Origin of the sequence: Phytobacter sp. V69, from assembly GCF_965644215.1 — a bacterium.
In the GTDB taxonomy this organism is placed as follows: Bacteria; Pseudomonadota; Gammaproteobacteria; order Enterobacterales; family Enterobacteriaceae; genus Phytobacter.
The window spans coordinates 1-16,197 of sequence record NZ_CBFFRL010000111.1 but is presented as its reverse complement, the minus strand read 5'-3'; the positions used below and the strand labels follow the sequence as shown (position 1 = coordinate 16,197).

The following is a 16,197-nucleotide window of genomic DNA, read 5'->3' as shown; positions in this document are numbered from 1 at the left end:
AGCGGGCATCGTGAAAAGTCTATGTCAAAGAAAGGGTTATGTTCTCATAATTGACGATTAAATCGCACCTTCCTTAGCCGAGCGGCAGGCAAAAATGGATGCCGCTATTGATAAAAAAGCGGATGTTATTACCGAGCCGCAAAGTACCGCGCAAACGCCGGACCTTGCTGTGCCATACGGCTTAAAATTCAGTGGTTACGCCCGTTATGGCGCCCATTACCAGACTGGCGATCAGAAATACGTTGGCGTAGACGGTTCCTATAACGGTTCCTCGGCGATTGGTCGTCTGGGTAACGAAGGCAACGGCGGCGAATTCCAGCTTTCCAAAGCGTTCAAGAGTTCGCACGGGGCCATCTGGGATGTCAACGTGATGTTCGACCACTGGGGCGATGAAGTTAACCTGAAAAAAGCCTACGCGGGCGTAACTAACCTGTTGGAATCCAACCCGAATGCCTATTTCTGGGCGGGTCGAGACTTCCACCAGCGTCCGCAACAGGGCATCAACGACTACTTCTGGATGAACCACGATGGGCAGGGCGCCGGGGTGAAAAACTTCGATATAGGCGGTGTGCAGTTTGACGTAGCCACCGTCGCAGCCGTGGAATCCTGTAATCCGGAAATCGAGGATGACGGCGGTAACCCGTCGCGTATCACCTGTACTGGTGGTTCCAATGTGGGTGATAAAGGTAACTACGCGGTCACCTCAAAAATCCACGGCATGAAAGTCGGCCCGCTGGATCTGGAAATTTATGCTAACTACGGCTTTGACTCGAAAGCCATTGAAAGCGACGCCCGTCTGAAAGCCTAGCAGGGTGGCGTGGTGTTAAGCCATACCAACGACAGCGGCGTGAATAAGGTGATCGCCCGTTATTCCGACAACTCAGATAACAGCGTTTACAACAAAACGGATGATCTGAAGACGATTTATGCCAGCTTCGAAGGGCTGCACAAGTTTAGTCGCCAGATGCAGGTGGAATATCTGCTCGCCTTCCACGATTACGACAACAGCGCAGACAAGTCTGACAACCGTAAGAACTACAACGCCATTGTGCGTCCGATGTACTGGTGGAACGACGTCCATTCAACCTGGCTGGAGCTGGACTGGCAGAAAGTGGCCTACGACAAAGGCGGCGATAACAACGGCTGGAAAGCGACCCTGTCGCAGAACATCTCCATCGATATGGGGCCGGAGTTCCGTCCAATGCTGCGTTTCTACGTGACCGGCGGTGAAGTGGATAACAAACACACCGCACGGGTTAACGGCACGGAAGACACCACTCTGGACTCTTTCAACATCGGTGCGATGTGGGAAGCCTGGTTCTAAGGTAAATTGTCGGGGGAGCACGGATGCGACCCCGATCACAATCTGCTTATGTTATGATGAGCGGCTTAAGAATAAGCAATCAGCATGGTAGGTTGGGGAAATGGGTTCCACGAAAAAAGGGATGCTTTATGTACTGATTGCCGCCATTTTATGGGGCAGTTCCGGGGTTTGTGCCCAGTACATCATGGAGAAAAGTCACATCGCAGCTCCCTGGCTAACGATGGTTCGCCTGCTGTCCGGCGGCGCAGTGTTATTAATTCTGTCGTTTTTCCATGGTGATAAAATTTTCTCAATCGTGAAAAACCGCAAAGACACGCTGAGTCTGCTGTTCTTTTCGCTATTTGGCGCGCTGATCGTACAGCTTACCTTCCTGGTGACTATCGAGAAATCCAACGCCGCCACGGCGACGGTACTGCAGTTCCTCTCACCGACCATCATCGTGATGTGGTTTGCCCTGGTGCGAAAAGCGAAGCCGACGCTCCCCGTCACGGCGGCGATTGCGACCTCTCTGATTGGCACCCTGTTACTGGTGACCCACGGAAATCTGACCTCACTGTCGATCTCCACCGACGCCTTAGTGTGGGGCATCGCCTCGGCGTTTTCCGCCGCGCTCTATTCGACCTATCCGTCTAAACTTATCGCCCGCTACGGCACGCTGCCGATTGTCGGCTGGAGTATGTTCCTTGCCGGGTTAATGCTGACGCCGTTCTATGGCAATAAAGGCGGCGATTTCGTTATCGACGGCAATCTGGTGATGGCTTTTATGTATCTGGTGATGGTGGGCACCGCGCTGACCTTTAGCCTGTACCTGAAAGGGGCGCAGATGATTGGTGGCTCACGTGCCAGTATTCTGAGCTGTGCCGAACCGCTGAGCAGCGCGCTGCTTTCGGTGGCTCTGCTGGGTATCGCCTTTACGCTGCCAGACTGGCTGGGCACGCTGATGATTGTGTCGTCGGTGCTGCTGATTTCGCTGGATTCGCGCAAGCGAGTACAGGCTGCGGCCTGAGTCATTCTCCCGGTGGCGCTACTGTCTGAACCGGAAACATGGGTAACAGTTATCGCAGGCGGGGAAGAGGAATGCAGCCCCTGAGGGCTGCAGAGGAAGATTACTGCAGCTGTGCCGCCAGTAGTGGCCAGCGCGCCTCAAACTCATCCGTTGGGCTGTATTTGAACTCGCTGCGTACAAAGCGCGACAGCATCCCCTCACAAAACGACAGCAGCTGACTTGCCAGCAGCGTTTCGTCAGTGACGTAGCCTTCACCTTCACGCATCTTCTTTTCGCGCAGGACCTGGCGAATCTGGGATTCGATACGCTCGAAAAGCTGATTGATACGCCCTTGTAAGCGATCCTGCTCAAACATCAGCGCATGACCGGTAAGAATGCGGGTCAGCCCTGGATTACGCTCACCGAACCCCAGAATCAGTTGGACAATCAGACGCAGGCGCGCCGTGGTGTCCTTTTCATCTTTCATGATCAGGTTGATGCGGGTAATCAGGCTATCTTCGATAAACTCGATGAGGCTATCGAACATGCGTGTCTTGCTAGGGAAATGACGGTACAACGCGGCCTCGGAGACGCCAACAGACGCCGCCAGTTTTGCCGTCGTGATGCGTTGACTTCCATCGCTGGATTCAAGCATCAGTGCCAGAGACTGAAGTATTTCTTCGCGACGATTCCTTTTCGCGGTTTGTTTTTCTGCCATGTTGCAAAATACCCCTGAAATAAGCGCTTATCAGGCGAACATCCACGCGGCGACCGCAAACCGGAATTTGCGGTAATGTTATGGCGTTATTTCGCCGCAGGATGCGTTAAATGGGCTGCTTATTTACGCCCGGAGTGGCCGAAGCCACCTTCACCACGGTCTGTGGCGTCAAACTCTTCAACCAGATTAAATTCTGCCTGAACAACCGGGACAAACGCCATTTGTGCGATGCGCTCGCCCGGTTCAATCGTAAAGCCGTCCTGACCACGGTTCCAGACGGACACCATCAGCTGCCCCTGGTAGTCGGAGTCGATCAGCCCCACCAGGTTGCCCAGCACGATGCCATGCTTATGGCCGAGCCCAGAACGCGGCAGAATCACGGCGGCCAGCGACGGGTCGGCAATATGAATCGCCAGACCGGTCGGCAGCAGGGTGGTCGCGCCCGGCGCCAGTTCTACGGCGTCGTCGAGACAGGCACGCAGGTCAAGGCCGGCAGAACCGGCGGTGGCGTAGGTTGGCAGTGGAAATTGCTTGCCTACGCGCGGGTCCAGAATCTTAACGTCGATTTTTTTCATCATAACGGGTAACGATCTCGTCCAGTAATAAGTGGCCTAACTGTTCCTTGCTCTTTAGCGGTAAAGGTTTATCGCCATCCTGCCAGAAAAGATGCAAAGCGTTATTGTCGCTATTAAAACCTTGATTTGATTGCGAAACGTCATTGGCGCAGATCAGATCGAGGTTTTTGCGGGCACGTTTTTGCCGGGCATATTCTTCCACATTATTTGTTTCGGCGGCAAACCCAACGACATAGGGGCGATGTTCGGTCAACGCGGCGACACCGGCGACGATATCCGGGTTTTTGACCATTTTTATTGTTAATTCATCGCCTTGCTTTTTGATTTTTTCGTCGGCAATGGCGGCGGCGCGATAATCCGCGACGGCGGCACAGCCAATAAATATGTGCTGCTGCTGAGCGAGGCCCTGTACAGCGGCCTCCATCTCCTGGGCGGTGGTCACGTCAATACGGTTGACCCATGCCGGGGTGGCTAACGACACCGGGCCTGATACCAGTGTTACGTTCGCGCCACGACGGGCGGCGGCAGCGGCAATGGCAAAACCCATCTTGCCGGAGCTATGGTTCGTAATATAACGCACCGGGTCCAGCGGCTCGCGAGTTGGACCGGCAGTAATCATGATGTTCAGATGTTGCAGATCGTTGACAGGCGAGAAATGCGCGGCGGCGAGATCAACGATTGTCAGCGGATCCAGCATCCGGCCTGGGCCTATATCGCCACAGGCCTGGCTGCCGCTATCCGGCCCCCACAATAGCAGGCCGCGCGAGGACAGCACCTCTAAATTATGCTGGGTGGCGGCGGCGCGATACATCTGCTGGTTCATGGCGGGTACTACCGCGACCGGGGAAGGCGTGGCGAGGCAAATTGTCGACACCAGGTCATTCGCCATACCGGCGGCAACGCGCGCGATTAAATCGGCGGTGGCGGGGGCGAGAATCACCAGATCCGCCCATTTCCCGAGCTCAATATGGCCCATTGCGGCTTCGGCGGCCGGGTCGAGCAGGCTGTCGGAAACCGGATAGCCGGAAACCGCCTGCAGGCTCAGCGGCGTAATAAAGGCCTTCGCCGCTTCGGTCATCGCCACACGCACTTCGGCACCGCGATCGCGCAGACGACGCACCAGTTCAGGCGTTTTATAGGCCGCGATACCTCCGCTCACGCCAAGAACGATTTTTTTACCCGCCAGACTCATCATGATTCTTTCCTGTTGGATTTCACCAGAAGGCGGGCATTTTATCACAATCCTGGTGCTGTCGTGCTTTTGCCCGTCGTGCTCTTTGCGAAGCGTTACGCAAGTACGGCGATCCCGGGTCGATGGCCCGGTTTGCGTGTGGCAGCATGGCCGGTAAAAGGGAGGATTTCGACATGGAAACGGTTTTTTTACCCCCGTTATTGCCCAGAGAAAAAAATGATGAGCGCGGGCATTGAGTCGCTGACGGATGTTGAGCTGCTGGCGCTGTTTTTACGCACCGGCACGCAGGGGAAATCAGTGATGACGCTTTCCCGCGACTTGCTGCAGCACTTCGGTTCGCTCTACGGGCTGCTCTCGGCGGATTATAAAGAGTTCTCAAACGTCAACGGCATAGGCGTGGCGAAATACGCGCAATTGAAAGGGATTGCCGAGCTGGCGCGGCGTTACTACAGCGTGCGGGTGCTGGAAGAGACGTCTTTGTTAAGCCCGGAACTGACCCGGGAATTTCTGCAAAGTCAGCTGACGGGGGAAGAGCGCGAGATCTTTATGGCGATCTTTCTGGATAACCAGAACCGGGTGTTGAAGCACAGCCGTCTTTTTTCCGGCACCATTAATCAGGTGGAAGTGCACCCGCGCGAGATTGTCCGCGAGGCAATTAAAGTGAATGCCGCCGCCGTGATCCTTGCACATAATCATCCTTCGGGTAGCGCTGAACCCAGCAAAGCGGATAGAATCATCACCGAAAGGGTGGTGAAGTGCTGTCAGTTCATGGATATTCGTGTGCTCGATCATCTGGTGATAGGCCGTGGAGAGTACGTTTCGTTCGCTGAACGGGGCTGGATTTAGACCTCTTTAGGCGATCCATCGGGATCTTTGTCTGTTCGGGACTTGAGCACATCGCCGAGTCAGCGTATACTACGCCACCTTTGAGAATCTCGGGTTTGGCATTTGGGCCTGGCAATCGAGAGTTCGCTTAGAACTACGCGATGACTGGGCTGTAAAGCCTGACGAGGCGCCAATACCCCATACGAAGCTCGAGCTAATTTGATTTTTGGAGAATAGACATGTCCCGAGTCTGCCAAGTTACTGGCAAGCGTCCGGTGACCGGTAACAACCGTTCCCACGCACTGAACGCGACTAAACGCCGTTTCCTGCCGAACCTGCACTCTCACCGTTTCTGGGTTGAGAGCGAAAAGCGTTTTGTCACCCTGCGTGTATCTGCTAAAGGTATGCGTGTTATTGATAAGAAAGGCATCGATACAGTTCTGTCCGAACTGCGTGCCCGTGGCGAAAAGTACTAAGTACTTAGAGGAAATAAATCATGGCTAAAGGTATTCGTGAGAAAATCAAGCTGGTTTCTTCTGCTGGTACAGGTCACTTCTACACCACCACGAAGAACAAACGTACTAAACCGGAAAAACTGGAACTGAAAAAATTCGATCCAGTTGTCCGTCAGCACGTACTGTACAAAGAAGCTAAAATCAAATAATTTTAGTCTCCTTGTATTGAAAAACCCCGCACCTGCGGGGTTTTTTGCATTCTGTGTATCTCAAAGGAGGAGCCATGCCTGAATTACCTGAGGTAGAAACCAGCCGACGTGGAATAGAACCGCATCTGGTCGGCGCAACCATTCTTCATGCCATCGTGCGCAACGGTCGCCTGCGCTGGCCGGTTTCCGATGAGATACATGCGTTGAGCGATAAACCCGTGCTCAGCGTTCAGCGCCGTGCCAAATATTTACTGCTGGAACTGCCTGACGGCTGGATCATCATCCACCTCGGCATGTCGGGTAGCCTGCGTATTCTTCCTGAAGAGTTACCGGCAGAAAAGCATGACCACGTCGACCTGGTGATGAGTAACGGTAAAGTGCTGCGCTACACTGACCCCAGACGCTTTGGTGCCTGGCTGTGGACGAAAGAGCTGGAAGGCCACAACGTGCTGGCCCATCTGGGACCAGAACCGCTAAGCGACGCGTTTAACGCCGATTACCTGCAACAGAAATGTGCGAAGAAGAAAACCGCTATCAAACCCTGGCTGATGGACAACAAGCTGGTGGTGGGGGTGGGCAATATCTACGCCAGTGAATCGCTGTTTGCCGCCGGGATCCATCCTGATCGGCTGGCCTCGTTGCTATCACGCGAGGAGTATGAATTGCTGGTGCGGGTGATTAAAGCGGTGCTGCTGCGTTCGATCGAGCAGGGCGGTACTACGCTGAAAGATTTCCTGCAAAGTGACGGCAAGCCCGGGTATTTTGCGCAGGAGCTGCAGGTCTATGGGCGTAAAGGTGAGCCGTGCCGGGTGTGTGGAACGCCAATTATCGCGTCGAAGCATGCGCAGCGCGCGACGTTTTATTGCCGTCAGTGCCAGAAGTAAAGTGCGATGGTTGCGTTGATCCCGGCTCGCGCTGCGCTTAGCCGGGCTACAGGTTTCCAGGCGTCTGCGGACTGATGGCCCGGACAAGGCGCGTCAAGCGCCGCCTCCGGGAAGAACGCCCTACAGCTTTTTCAGCAGTGCCTGATGCACGTTAGCTGGCAGGAAGTGGGAGACATCGCCCTGGTGGCGCGCCACCTCTTTCACCAGGGTGGACGAAATAAACGACCACTCTTTTGACGGCATTAGAAACACGCTTTCCAGGTCAGGCATCAGATGGCGATTCATGTGCGCCAGCTGCATCTCATACTCAAAATCTGCCACCGCGCGCAGGCCGCGAATCAAAATGTTCGCCTGCTGGTCACGCGCAAAATTGGCCATCAAATCGCTAAAGCCCGTCACCGTGACGTTAGGAATCTGTTTGGTTGCTTCCTGAGCCAGCGCCACGCGCTCATCAAGCGTAAACATCGGTTTTTTACTCGGGCTGGCGGCAATGGCCAGTACCACCTCATCGAACATGGTGGCAGCGCGGGTCACAATATCAATATGCCCGTTGGTAATGGGATCAAACGTACCGGGATAAATCGCTTTTGTGCTCATCGCTTACGTTTTCTCGCTGTAACCGTGGTTTAGCGCCCACAGTTCGGTGTATTTATTGAAAGTATACTGCGCATTGACCACCGCGAGCAGCCAGCCTTGTTTACCATCCAGCACGCCACCGCGCAGCAGCAGCGTTTTCAGGAACGCCCCCAGCGTATGGGTGAAAATACCCGTCAGCGATGCCTTCTTGCCCTTCTGATGGCGTTCTTGCGCCCAGGCGGTGGCGTAGTTCAATTGTTTGCGCTGAAAGCTGGCGAAATCGCGGCAGGTCAGGTGCAGCAGGTCGCCTTTGAGCTCGATAACTTTCGCACCCTGGGTTTCCAGTGATTCATGCACCAGATTGGCGTTGTACTGATAGCACTCGCGGGGATAGAGTCGCATCACCCGGTCGGGATACCAGCCGCTATGGCGCATAAAACGGCCGAGGAAGAAGTTACGCCGGGCAATGCTGTAAACCGCATCCGGCTGTGGGGCGTCGAGCACCGCGCGAATGGCCTGCGCCAGTTCCGGCGTGACGCGTTCGTCGGTGTCAATCATCAGCACATAGTCACCGCTGGCGAAGCGTTGCGCCTTCTGGCGCTGAATACCGTAGCCCTGCCAGTCGGTATCGGTGAAGACGTTGATGCCTGCCGCACGCGCCACATCGAGCGTGGCATCCTGGCTGCCGGAGTCGAGCAGAATGATTTCATCGGCCCAGGCGACGGATGCTAAGCAGTCTGGCAGCAGGTCTGCCGCGTTTTTGGCGATCATGACCACCGACAGGCGTTGAGACATTAATGGCTCCGCTGAGGCAAATACGGTTGCAGGAGTTGCAGCAGACGCGTCAGCGCGCCCTGGTTCTGATGCAGGACTTCAACGGCGTGGCGACCACACCATAAGCGGTAATCTTCATCGGTCAGTAAGGTGGATACCTCTTTAACCAGCGAGTCAGTACCGGTAACGGTAATCAGGCCGTCAGCTTCTTGCAGACGCGCGCAGATATCTTTGAAGTTAAAGGTATGTGGCCCCATCAGCACCGGCAGGGCGTGTGCTGCTGCTTCGAGCGGGTTGTGACCGCCGCGTTCCACGAGGCTACCGCCCACGAAGGCGATATCAGCAATGCCGTAAAGCATCATCAGCTCTCCCATGGTGTCGCCAATAACGAGCTGGGTGCTGCCAGACGGGATTTCGCCAGAACTGCGGGTAATAAAGCTAAAGCCACCCTTACGGGCCATGTCGCAGGCATCCGGGAAGCGTTCCGGGTGGCGCGGAGCCAGAATTAACAGCAAATCCGGGAATGTCTCCAGCAGCTTGCGATGCGCCTGCAGAATAATCGCTTCTTCGCCTTCGTGAGTACTGGTCGCAATCCACACTTTGCGACGCGGTGCCCACTGACGGCGCAAAGTAATCGCACGGGCGGCCAGTTCAGGGGTGACGGAAATATCAAATTTGAGGCTGCCGGTAACGGCGAGCTGGTTGCGTTTGAGGCCCAATTGCAGGAAACGGTCGCCATCTTCCTGGGTTTGTGCCGCCATCAGCGTGATTTTACTGAGTACGCGACGCATAAATTTGCCCAGCTTGCCGTAGCCTTTCGCTGAACGCTCTGACAGGCGGGCGTTGGCAATCACCAGCGGGATTTTGCGGGCATGCAGCGCGGAAATCATATTGGGCCACAGCTCAGTTTCCATCACGATCACCAGCTTCGGGCGGACCGTATTGAGGAAACGACGCATGGCGCAAGGCAGGTCATAGGGCAAATAGACATGATGCACATCTTTGCCAAAGGCGGACAGTGCGCGCTCTGAGCCCGTGGGTGTCATGGTGGTGACAGTGATCGGCAGCGTCGGGTAGCGGTGGCGTAATGCGCGGACCAGCGGAACGGCGGCCAGCGTTTCGCCTACGGAAACGGAATGCAGCAAAATACCGTCCGGCTTTACTTTATTACGACAAAAACCATAGCGTTCAGCCCAGCGTTTACGGTAAGCCGGGGCCTTGCGGCTGCGAAGCAAAAGCCGCAGCCACACCAGAGGCTGAATTAAGTAGAGCAGGATGGTATACAACAATTCCAAGCGATTATCCGTTTTTTAAGTTTCGGCGGGCAAATTCTAAGCATTTAGCCCGCTTAAAGCTATATCTTTGGCGCATTGATACTGCATCAGCGCTATAACGCGAATGCGGCACACACTACGCGGCATGGCGGTATTTTTTAATTCGGAAATAGCGGCGTCCCAGTCGCCAGCGTAAACGCAGTGAACTGGCATTGGTCCAAATCAGCCGCCAGATTCCACGCTCGAAAAACTCACTGATGATAATATGTTTTTTCGCATCATCTTTCATTTCATCGAAAGTATGAATAATGCCGAGCCCTTCTTTGGCGATTTGCCAGCGGCAGGCGGAGATATTGCGCGCCTTATCGGGATAACGTTTATTGATGGCGTCCAGCATCTCAAGAATTTTCATGTAATGGCGCGCTGATCGCATCAACGTATCGTCATTGTCCGGCTTGTGCGACACCGATTCTGAGTGAATGTAGTAGTCATAAAACGCTTCGCTGGTGTACTGCACGCGCTCGGCGGCCAGCAGCACTTCCGTGGTCCAGGGAATGTCCTGGTGGCGCAGTCCGGGTTCAAAATGAAAATTATGCTGAGTAATAAATTCCCGGCGATAGATATTCAGCCAGGTGACGTGCAAGAACTTGCGCGAATCGAGCGCCGTTTTCAGCCAGACGTGGCCGGGTAATACGGGTGTTGACGCTAAGCGATCTGGCGGGAAAATAGGGTGGCTTTCACGTTTTTTTTCATAAACATAACGGCCATTGCAGGTGGCGACATCCAGATTGCCTTTTTCCGCCATATCCAGCAGCGTGCGAAACATGCCAGGGTAGAGCTTATCGTCAATATCGGGGAAGGTCAGGTATTTGCCTTTTGCAATCGCGAGGCCGGAATTGCGCGCGACGGAAACGCCCTGGTTCTCTTGCTGAATCAACGTGACGTTCTGCATTCTGTCGCGCCAGGCGTCGATAACGGCAAGGCTGTCATCGGTTGAACCGTCGTTCACCAGGATCAGTTCATAGCTTTCAAGCTGCTGTTGTTCGATGCATTCAAAAAACTGTGCGAGGAATTTCCCGCCGTTGTACACCGCGACCACGATGCTCAGTAAAGGGTTTTGACTCATAAAAGATCCGGTATCGGTAATGGGCCAGTTAGTCTTTGCCTAACTGGCGATATTGCTGACAGATTGTCTCCACGCTGAATTTTTCCAGCGCAGCCTGCTCAATAATCGGCGGATTAGTGTAAATGCTTTGCATCGCCTGAGCCAGCGCAGGGCTATTCAACTCTGCAAGCCCTTGCGCCAGCGGGCCGGTCAGGATCTCAGGGATGCCGCCTGGACAGCGAGTGCTGGCAACGGGCGTGCCCAGAATCAAGGCTTCAATGACCACATTGCCAAGACCTTCGCTATCGGAGCTGAGCACCAGCATGCGTGCCTGTTTCATCCAGGAATGTGGGTTGCTTTGAAAGCCTTTAAACAGCACGCGATCGGCAACGCCCAGTTGCTCCGCCAGCGCGCGTAAACGCTGATCCTGTTCTGGCTTACCTTGACCGAGTAGTACTAACGGCGCGGCGATGTTACTCAGTGCATAGGCTTCAATCAGGCGGTCATGACGCTTTCCAAGGTGCAAGCGCCCGACGTGAATAATGTAATCCTGCCCGGCCATCTCGAAGGGAGCCTCGGCACTTGCGCGGATCGCGGCAATATCAAACGGGTTGTAGATGGTTTTCAACTGCGCAGGCTGGACGGTGAATTGTTCGACCAGGTCCTGCCCGACGGCGCTGGAGACGCTGACAATATTGCGCCCCTGATAAACACGTTTGATTTTTTGCTGTTTCAGCCAGCGGTCAAAGCCCGTCCGGTGACCAAGATAAGACGTTGAAAAGACACCATGCAGGCAGAACCACAGATTGTGCGAACGCAGGGCTTTACTGCACGACACGATACGGTCGGTTTTATGCAGGTTAGATAACACCAGGTCGAAACGCCCTGACTTCTCGGCGTCGATGACCGCATCGTCAAGCTGGCGCGCGCGACGAGATATTTCCGTCAGCTTGCGCCAGGGTTTACGGCATTTATCTGCGATAACCCGGTAATCCAGCCCCGCAGGCAGAGGGTATTCGCAGACGTCGCGCAGCGAAAAGAGTGACACCTCATCGCCCCAGCGTAAAAAGGTTTCTGCGAGTGTCAGAACGACTTTCTCGGCACCACCGCCCGGTAATCCATCAATGATAAACAGTATGCGCATGGTCATTTCACCAGCTTTTGATAAAGGGCGAGTAATTGCGTCGACAGACGCTCAGCTGTGCAGGACAAAATACGTTCACGGGCGTGTTGCCCTTCACTGGAGCCTAATGCGCGGGCAGGTAACGCCATAACGGCGTCTTGCAGTGCGGGGATATCCAGCGCATCGCACACGTAGCCATTTTGCCCCTGCACAATAAATTCCTGTCCACCGCAGCCGGTTGTGGTGATGACCGGCAAACCGCAGGCCATCGCTTCCAGAATCACATTGGGGAACGGATCGTAAAGGGTAGGCAGCAGCAGACCATCCGCCATTTGGTAGAACGGCAGCGTCTCTGTTTGCATACCAAAGAAATGCACCCGACTGACGCAGTTCAGCGATGCTGCCAGGGATTCGTAGCGCCGCTGGTCTTTATCTTTGCCGACGACGAAAAGGTGGCGGTCCGTAGGGGCGATAGCTCGGATCGCCCCATCCAGCCCCTTACGTTCAAAGCCCGAGCCGACATTCACCAGACAGGTCGCCTGCAGCGGAATCCCGTGCTGCTGGCGCAGGGCTGCAAAAGTCTCGTCATCCGGCGGCGTGAAACGCTGGTTATCAATGGCGTTATAAATGACGTGGATTTTGTCCGCCGGCAGGCCGAAATCCGCAATGATCTCCTGCTTTATCATCTCGGCGTTGCAAATGACGCCGCGCAGATGGTCATGCTGATACATTTCGCGTTCAGCATTCATCACATAGCGGTGATAGCGGTCAGCGAACAACAAGGCTTGTTTCCAGCCAGGCAGAATGCGCGCGCGTTGCTCCAGCCAGCGGCGGTGCACACCATCACCGGCGCGATACAGGTCGCAGCCCGGAATACGCTCGTGGCTTTGTACCAGGTCGAATTGCTTGCTTTCCCAGAGCGCTCTTGCCGCGTTGGCAAACCCGCGTTCACGGCTGATGCGGCCCCATTTTTTCGGGTTACAAATATGAATCTGCCAGTCCGGCTTCACCGGTCCCTGCCATTCGCGGGTGATGACGTTCAGTTCGAGATTGCTGCTATCGAGCGCTTCCAGCGCGCGGGAGACAAAGCGTTCCGCGCCGCCATCGGGGCGGTATTTCTGTCTTACCAGCGCCAGGCGAAATTTACTCATGCTAAAACCCTTCTTGCCGCAGCGATAACCTCTTCGGTAGGGATTAAATTCAAATAGCGTTCATCGGTGCGGGTATCAATCACGTCAGGATCGGGAAGCGGACCGTAATCGCCTGCCCAAATCACTTCTCCTTGCGCCTGCCACGGACGCCAGAAGGTCAGTTTAGACGGGCCAAACAGGGCAACCAGCGGCGTATTGAGCGCGGCGGCCATGTGCATAGGGACGGAATCAACGCCAATAAACAGGCGGGCGTGGTCAATTAGCGCGCCAAGCTGGCGCAGCGTCAGCTTACCAGCCAGCGAGACCAGACGCGCCTCCGGGCAGCCCTCGATAATGGTATCGACCATTTGTTTCTCTTTCGCATCCGGGCCCGAGGTGAGCACAACGGTGTAGCCGTCGGCAGAGAGCGCGTTAATTACCGCGCTCATACGATCCTCTTGCCAGCATTTAAAGAACCAGCGCGACGTCGGTTGCACGACGATATAACCGTCGGTTAATCCCTCTGGCAACAATGCCTTGCACGTCTGCCAGTCTGATTCGCTATAGCCCATTTTGGCCGGGGCATGTTGTTCATCTATACCCAGCGGTGCCAGAATGGAGAGATTTTGTTGGACCGTGTGCAGGCTGTTATGGCGCTCGGTAGAGGCGAGGTCGGTATGGCAAAAACGCCAGACGGGGTGGCGGCGTTTCGGGAAATCAAAACCGATGCGACGAGCGGCACCGGTAAAGCGGGTAACGATGGCGCTGCGCCATTGGTCGGCCAGATTTAGCACCAGATCGTATTGTTGCTTACGCAGAGTGCGTAGCAGTCCCCATTCCATCGCGATCAGATGCCGCTGCCCCTGTTTTTTCCATTTCCGGTCAATACCGTAAATGCGATGAATATCCGTGTTAGCGGCAAGCATATCCCGCGTCTCTTCATACAGCAAAACGTCGATTTTTGCGTCAGGATAGCGCTGGCTAAGTGTCTGAATCACGGGCGTAATCAGCAGCATATCGCCATGATGACGTAGCTTTATCACTAAAATGCGCGCAGGCATTTTGCTGTCGGAAGGTCGGGTTTCGGGCGTCATACGGTCTTCTTAATCCGATTACAAGCCTCTGATTCTAGGTTATCAGATGCATTGAGAGAAGCGTTGTATTGCTCTACCATGGCCGGATAACTAAGCCTGAGGACAAAGACGTGCAGAAACCCGCATTTCTTATCACGATCGATACAGAGGGTGACAACCTCTGGCAAAAAAATGACAGTATCACCACGGAAAATGCAAAGTATTTGCCGCGTTTTCAGGCTGTTTGTGAAAAGTATGGTTTCAAACCGGTTTATCTCACCAATTATGAAATGGCCGTCGACCCGTTCTTTATTGAGTTTGGCCAGAATGTGATTGCCCGGGGAACGGCAGAAATCGGCATGCACTTACACGCCTGGAACAGTCCGCCGGAGACGCCGCTCACCAATAACGACTGGCGCTACAAGCCCTACCTTATCGAGTATTCAGACGCGCTGATGCGGGAAAAAGTCGATTTTATGACCAAACTCCTGCAGGACACCTTCCAGACTAAAATGCGCAGCCACCGTGCCGGACGCTGGGCCTTTGATGAACGCTATGCGCACCTGTTGGTTGAATATGGCTATGAGGTGGATTGTTCTGTCACGCCGAAGGTGAACTGGAAGACCGCGAAAGGGGCGCCGCAAGGGACCGGGGGAACGGATTACCGCCATTTCCCGCTACAGGCCTATTTCCTGGATGAAAATGACATCAGCAAGCCCGGCAACTCTCCGCTGCTTGAGGTGCCAATGAGCATTCAGTTCAAGCACTCGGCGCTGATGAACAGCATCAAGCAGGGCTATGACAAGTTGCGCGGTAAGCTGCGTTCGCCTTCCGTTCACTGGCTGCGTCCAATGGGCGGCAATGTCGATTCCATGCAGCGCGTGGTGGAGCAGACGCTGGCGCAGGGCAACGATTATGTCGAGTACATGCTGCATTCTTCGGAATACATGCCTGGCGGTAGCCCAACGTTTAAAAATGAACAGGATATCGAGCGTCTTTATGATGATCTGGAGTCCTTCTTTACGTGGCTACAGCCACGCGTTCAGGGAATGACCCTGGCGCAATACTATCAGCAAAAAATTGCACAGCGCTAAACAGACAGGTTGAGTAGGAAACGATGGGTGCTCTTAAGCAATTCACGCGCAAAAAAAACGCGTTTTTCCGTAGCATTAAATTTGCGTTGATTAATCGTCGCTATCGCCACAAGGCCGCGCGGGCGCCATTTAATCCGCAGGCCGTGAAGCACCTGTTGTTGCTGCGCCTCGATGACAAAATCGGCGATATGGTGGTGACGACGGGCTGCGCACAGGCGCTGGCGGCACAGGGGTATCGTGTTTCGGTGCTAACGGGGCCTGTGTGCAAGCAAATTTTGGCCGGTGCGGATTACCTGGAAAACGTTCATCTCTATAAGCCACGCATGTCGCTGGCGGCGTTACAGGCCGAACGCTTTGATGCGGTTATTGATTTCGACGATGTGAATACCTATGAGCGTTTCAAACTACTGTCTGAACTGAATGTGGGTTGCGTCATTGGCTACAACAAAGAGCAGTACAAGCTTTTTGATCAGTCCATCGCTTTCTTTGATGCTACAAAGCATATTTCCGCGCGTTATCAGCAGGTGCTGAATTTATTCGGTATTACGGCTGACCATTACCGCTACCACGTGGCGGGAGACGAACAAGAGCGTGTGAAGGTGGCGCAACTGCTGGCGACCGAACCGCCGCACACCTGTTTTGTGGCGATCAACCCTTTTACCGGTTCCGAGGATAAAGATTTTTCGCGCGAGCAGGTTGTCAGCATCGTTGAGCATCTCAACGCGCTGCCTTATGTCGTTAAGGCGGTGATCATTGGTCAGAGCGCGAAAGTCAGCCAGCTCAATATTGATAACGCCCTGTATCTTAAGGAAGGTGCGATTTAATCGGTGGGGTTCAGTGGAGTCCTTAGCTGTATTAGCCTTACCTTAGCTGAGCTGTAT

16 protein-coding genes and 2 pseudogenes are annotated in these 16,197 nt (G+C 54.5%); 8 read left to right on the top strand and 10 right to left on the bottom strand.

What is annotated here, in order from left to right:
- Positions 1–70: 70 nt before the first annotated feature.
- Positions 71–1,324 (top strand): annotated as a pseudogene (locus ACSZPU_RS15805) (carbohydrate porin); the annotation flags it as partial.
- A 100-nt stretch (positions 1,325–1,424) separates the two neighbouring features.
- The gene (locus ACSZPU_RS15800) at positions 1,425–2,330 is read left to right on the top strand and encodes an EamA family transporter (protein ID WP_499000583.1); all 906 of its coding nucleotides are present in this window, start codon (positions 1,425–1,427) and stop codon (positions 2,328–2,330) included.
- 100 nt (positions 2,331–2,430) lie between these two features.
- Here the strand turns inward: ACSZPU_RS15800 and slmA are convergent, their stop codons facing one another.
- The 3 genes from slmA to coaBC form a co-directional block, all read right to left on the bottom strand.
- Positions 2,431–3,027 carry a nucleoid occlusion factor SlmA gene (gene slmA / locus ACSZPU_RS15795; protein ID WP_499000580.1) on the bottom strand — a complete coding sequence of 199 codons (597 nt, stop codon included), beginning with the start codon at positions 3,025–3,027 and terminating at the stop codon, positions 2,431–2,433.
- Between the two features lie 119 nt (positions 3,028–3,146).
- Positions 3,147–3,605 (bottom strand): dUTP diphosphatase, encoded by a 459-nt coding sequence (gene dut, locus ACSZPU_RS15790; protein WP_499000577.1) that lies wholly within the window; start codon positions 3,603–3,605, stop codon positions 3,147–3,149.
- Positions 3,583–4,794 (bottom strand): bifunctional phosphopantothenoylcysteine decarboxylase/phosphopantothenate--cysteine ligase CoaBC, encoded by a 1,212-nt coding sequence (gene coaBC, locus ACSZPU_RS15785; protein ID WP_499000585.1) that lies wholly within the window; start codon positions 4,792–4,794, stop codon positions 3,583–3,585. The genes dut and coaBC overlap by 23 nt, the downstream gene beginning before the upstream one ends.
- Before the next feature lie 216 nt (positions 4,795–5,010).
- Between coaBC and radC the strand changes: the two genes are divergently transcribed.
- The 4 genes from radC to mutM all read left to right on the top strand — a co-directional run bounded on the left by radC (position 5,011) and on the right by mutM (position 7,167).
- A complete protein-coding gene (radC, locus tag ACSZPU_RS15780; protein WP_499000575.1) occupies positions 5,011–5,640 on the top strand; it encodes a RadC family protein in 630 nt (209 codons plus the stop codon).
- A gap of 218 nt (positions 5,641–5,858) precedes the next feature.
- Entirely contained in the window at positions 5,859–6,095 is a 237-nt protein-coding gene (gene rpmB, locus ACSZPU_RS15775; RefSeq protein WP_002436699.1) for a 50S ribosomal protein L28, read from the top strand.
- A gap of 20 nt (positions 6,096–6,115) precedes the next feature.
- Positions 6,116–6,283: a 50S ribosomal protein L33 gene (rpmG, locus tag ACSZPU_RS15770; RefSeq protein WP_003024094.1), complete on the top strand. Its 168-nt coding sequence runs from the start codon at positions 6,116–6,118 to the stop codon at positions 6,281–6,283.
- A gap of 74 nt (positions 6,284–6,357) precedes the next feature.
- The gene (gene mutM / locus ACSZPU_RS15765; RefSeq protein ID WP_499000566.1) at positions 6,358–7,167 is read left to right on the top strand and encodes a bifunctional DNA-formamidopyrimidine glycosylase/DNA-(apurinic or apyrimidinic site) lyase; all 810 of its coding nucleotides are present in this window, start codon (positions 6,358–6,360) and stop codon (positions 7,165–7,167) included.
- Positions 7,168–7,287: 120 nt separating this feature from the next.
- Here mutM and coaD read toward each other — a convergent pair whose 3' ends face one another.
- The 7 genes from coaD to rfaQ form a co-directional block, all read right to left on the bottom strand.
- On the bottom strand, positions 7,288–7,764 hold the full coding sequence (gene coaD, locus ACSZPU_RS15760) for a pantetheine-phosphate adenylyltransferase (RefSeq protein WP_499000563.1): 477 nt from the start codon (positions 7,762–7,764) through the stop codon (positions 7,288–7,290).
- Positions 7,765–7,767: 3 nt separating this feature from the next.
- Positions 7,768–8,538, bottom strand: a complete 771-nt coding sequence (locus ACSZPU_RS15755; protein ID WP_499000561.1) for a glycosyltransferase family 2 protein — start codon at positions 8,536–8,538, stop codon at positions 7,768–7,770.
- The gene (waaA, locus tag ACSZPU_RS15750) at positions 8,538–9,812 is read right to left on the bottom strand and encodes a lipid IV(A) 3-deoxy-D-manno-octulosonic acid transferase (protein WP_499000559.1); all 1,275 of its coding nucleotides are present in this window, start codon (positions 9,810–9,812) and stop codon (positions 8,538–8,540) included. The genes ACSZPU_RS15755 and waaA overlap by 1 nt, the downstream gene beginning before the upstream one ends.
- 115 nt (positions 9,813–9,927) lie before the next feature.
- Positions 9,928–10,917 carry a glycosyltransferase gene (locus ACSZPU_RS15745; protein WP_499000556.1) on the bottom strand — a complete coding sequence of 330 codons (990 nt, stop codon included), beginning with the start codon at positions 10,915–10,917 and terminating at the stop codon, positions 9,928–9,930.
- A gap of 28 nt (positions 10,918–10,945) precedes the next feature.
- Positions 10,946–12,040: a glycosyltransferase gene (locus tag ACSZPU_RS15740; RefSeq protein WP_499000553.1), complete on the bottom strand. Its 1,095-nt coding sequence runs from the start codon at positions 12,038–12,040 to the stop codon at positions 10,946–10,948.
- 2 nt (positions 12,041–12,042) lie between these two features.
- A complete protein-coding gene (locus ACSZPU_RS15735; RefSeq protein WP_499000551.1) occupies positions 12,043–13,170 on the bottom strand; it encodes a glycosyltransferase family 4 protein in 1,128 nt (375 codons plus the stop codon).
- The gene (gene rfaQ / locus ACSZPU_RS15730; RefSeq protein ID WP_499000549.1) at positions 13,167–14,243 is read right to left on the bottom strand and encodes a putative lipopolysaccharide heptosyltransferase III; all 1,077 of its coding nucleotides are present in this window, start codon (positions 14,241–14,243) and stop codon (positions 13,167–13,169) included. Before rfaQ ends, ACSZPU_RS15735 begins: the two co-directional genes overlap by 4 nt.
- A 110-nt stretch (positions 14,244–14,353) precedes the next feature.
- Between rfaQ and ACSZPU_RS15725 the strand changes: the two genes are divergently transcribed.
- Positions 14,354–15,316, top strand: coding sequence for a polysaccharide deacetylase family protein (locus ACSZPU_RS15725; RefSeq protein WP_499000546.1), 963 nt, complete (start codon positions 14,354–14,356; stop codon positions 15,314–15,316).
- Positions 15,317–15,339: 23 nt separating this feature from the next.
- Positions 15,340–16,137, top strand: a pseudogene (locus tag ACSZPU_RS15720) (glycosyltransferase family 9 protein); the annotation flags it as partial.
- Positions 16,138–16,197 lie beyond the last annotated feature (60 nt).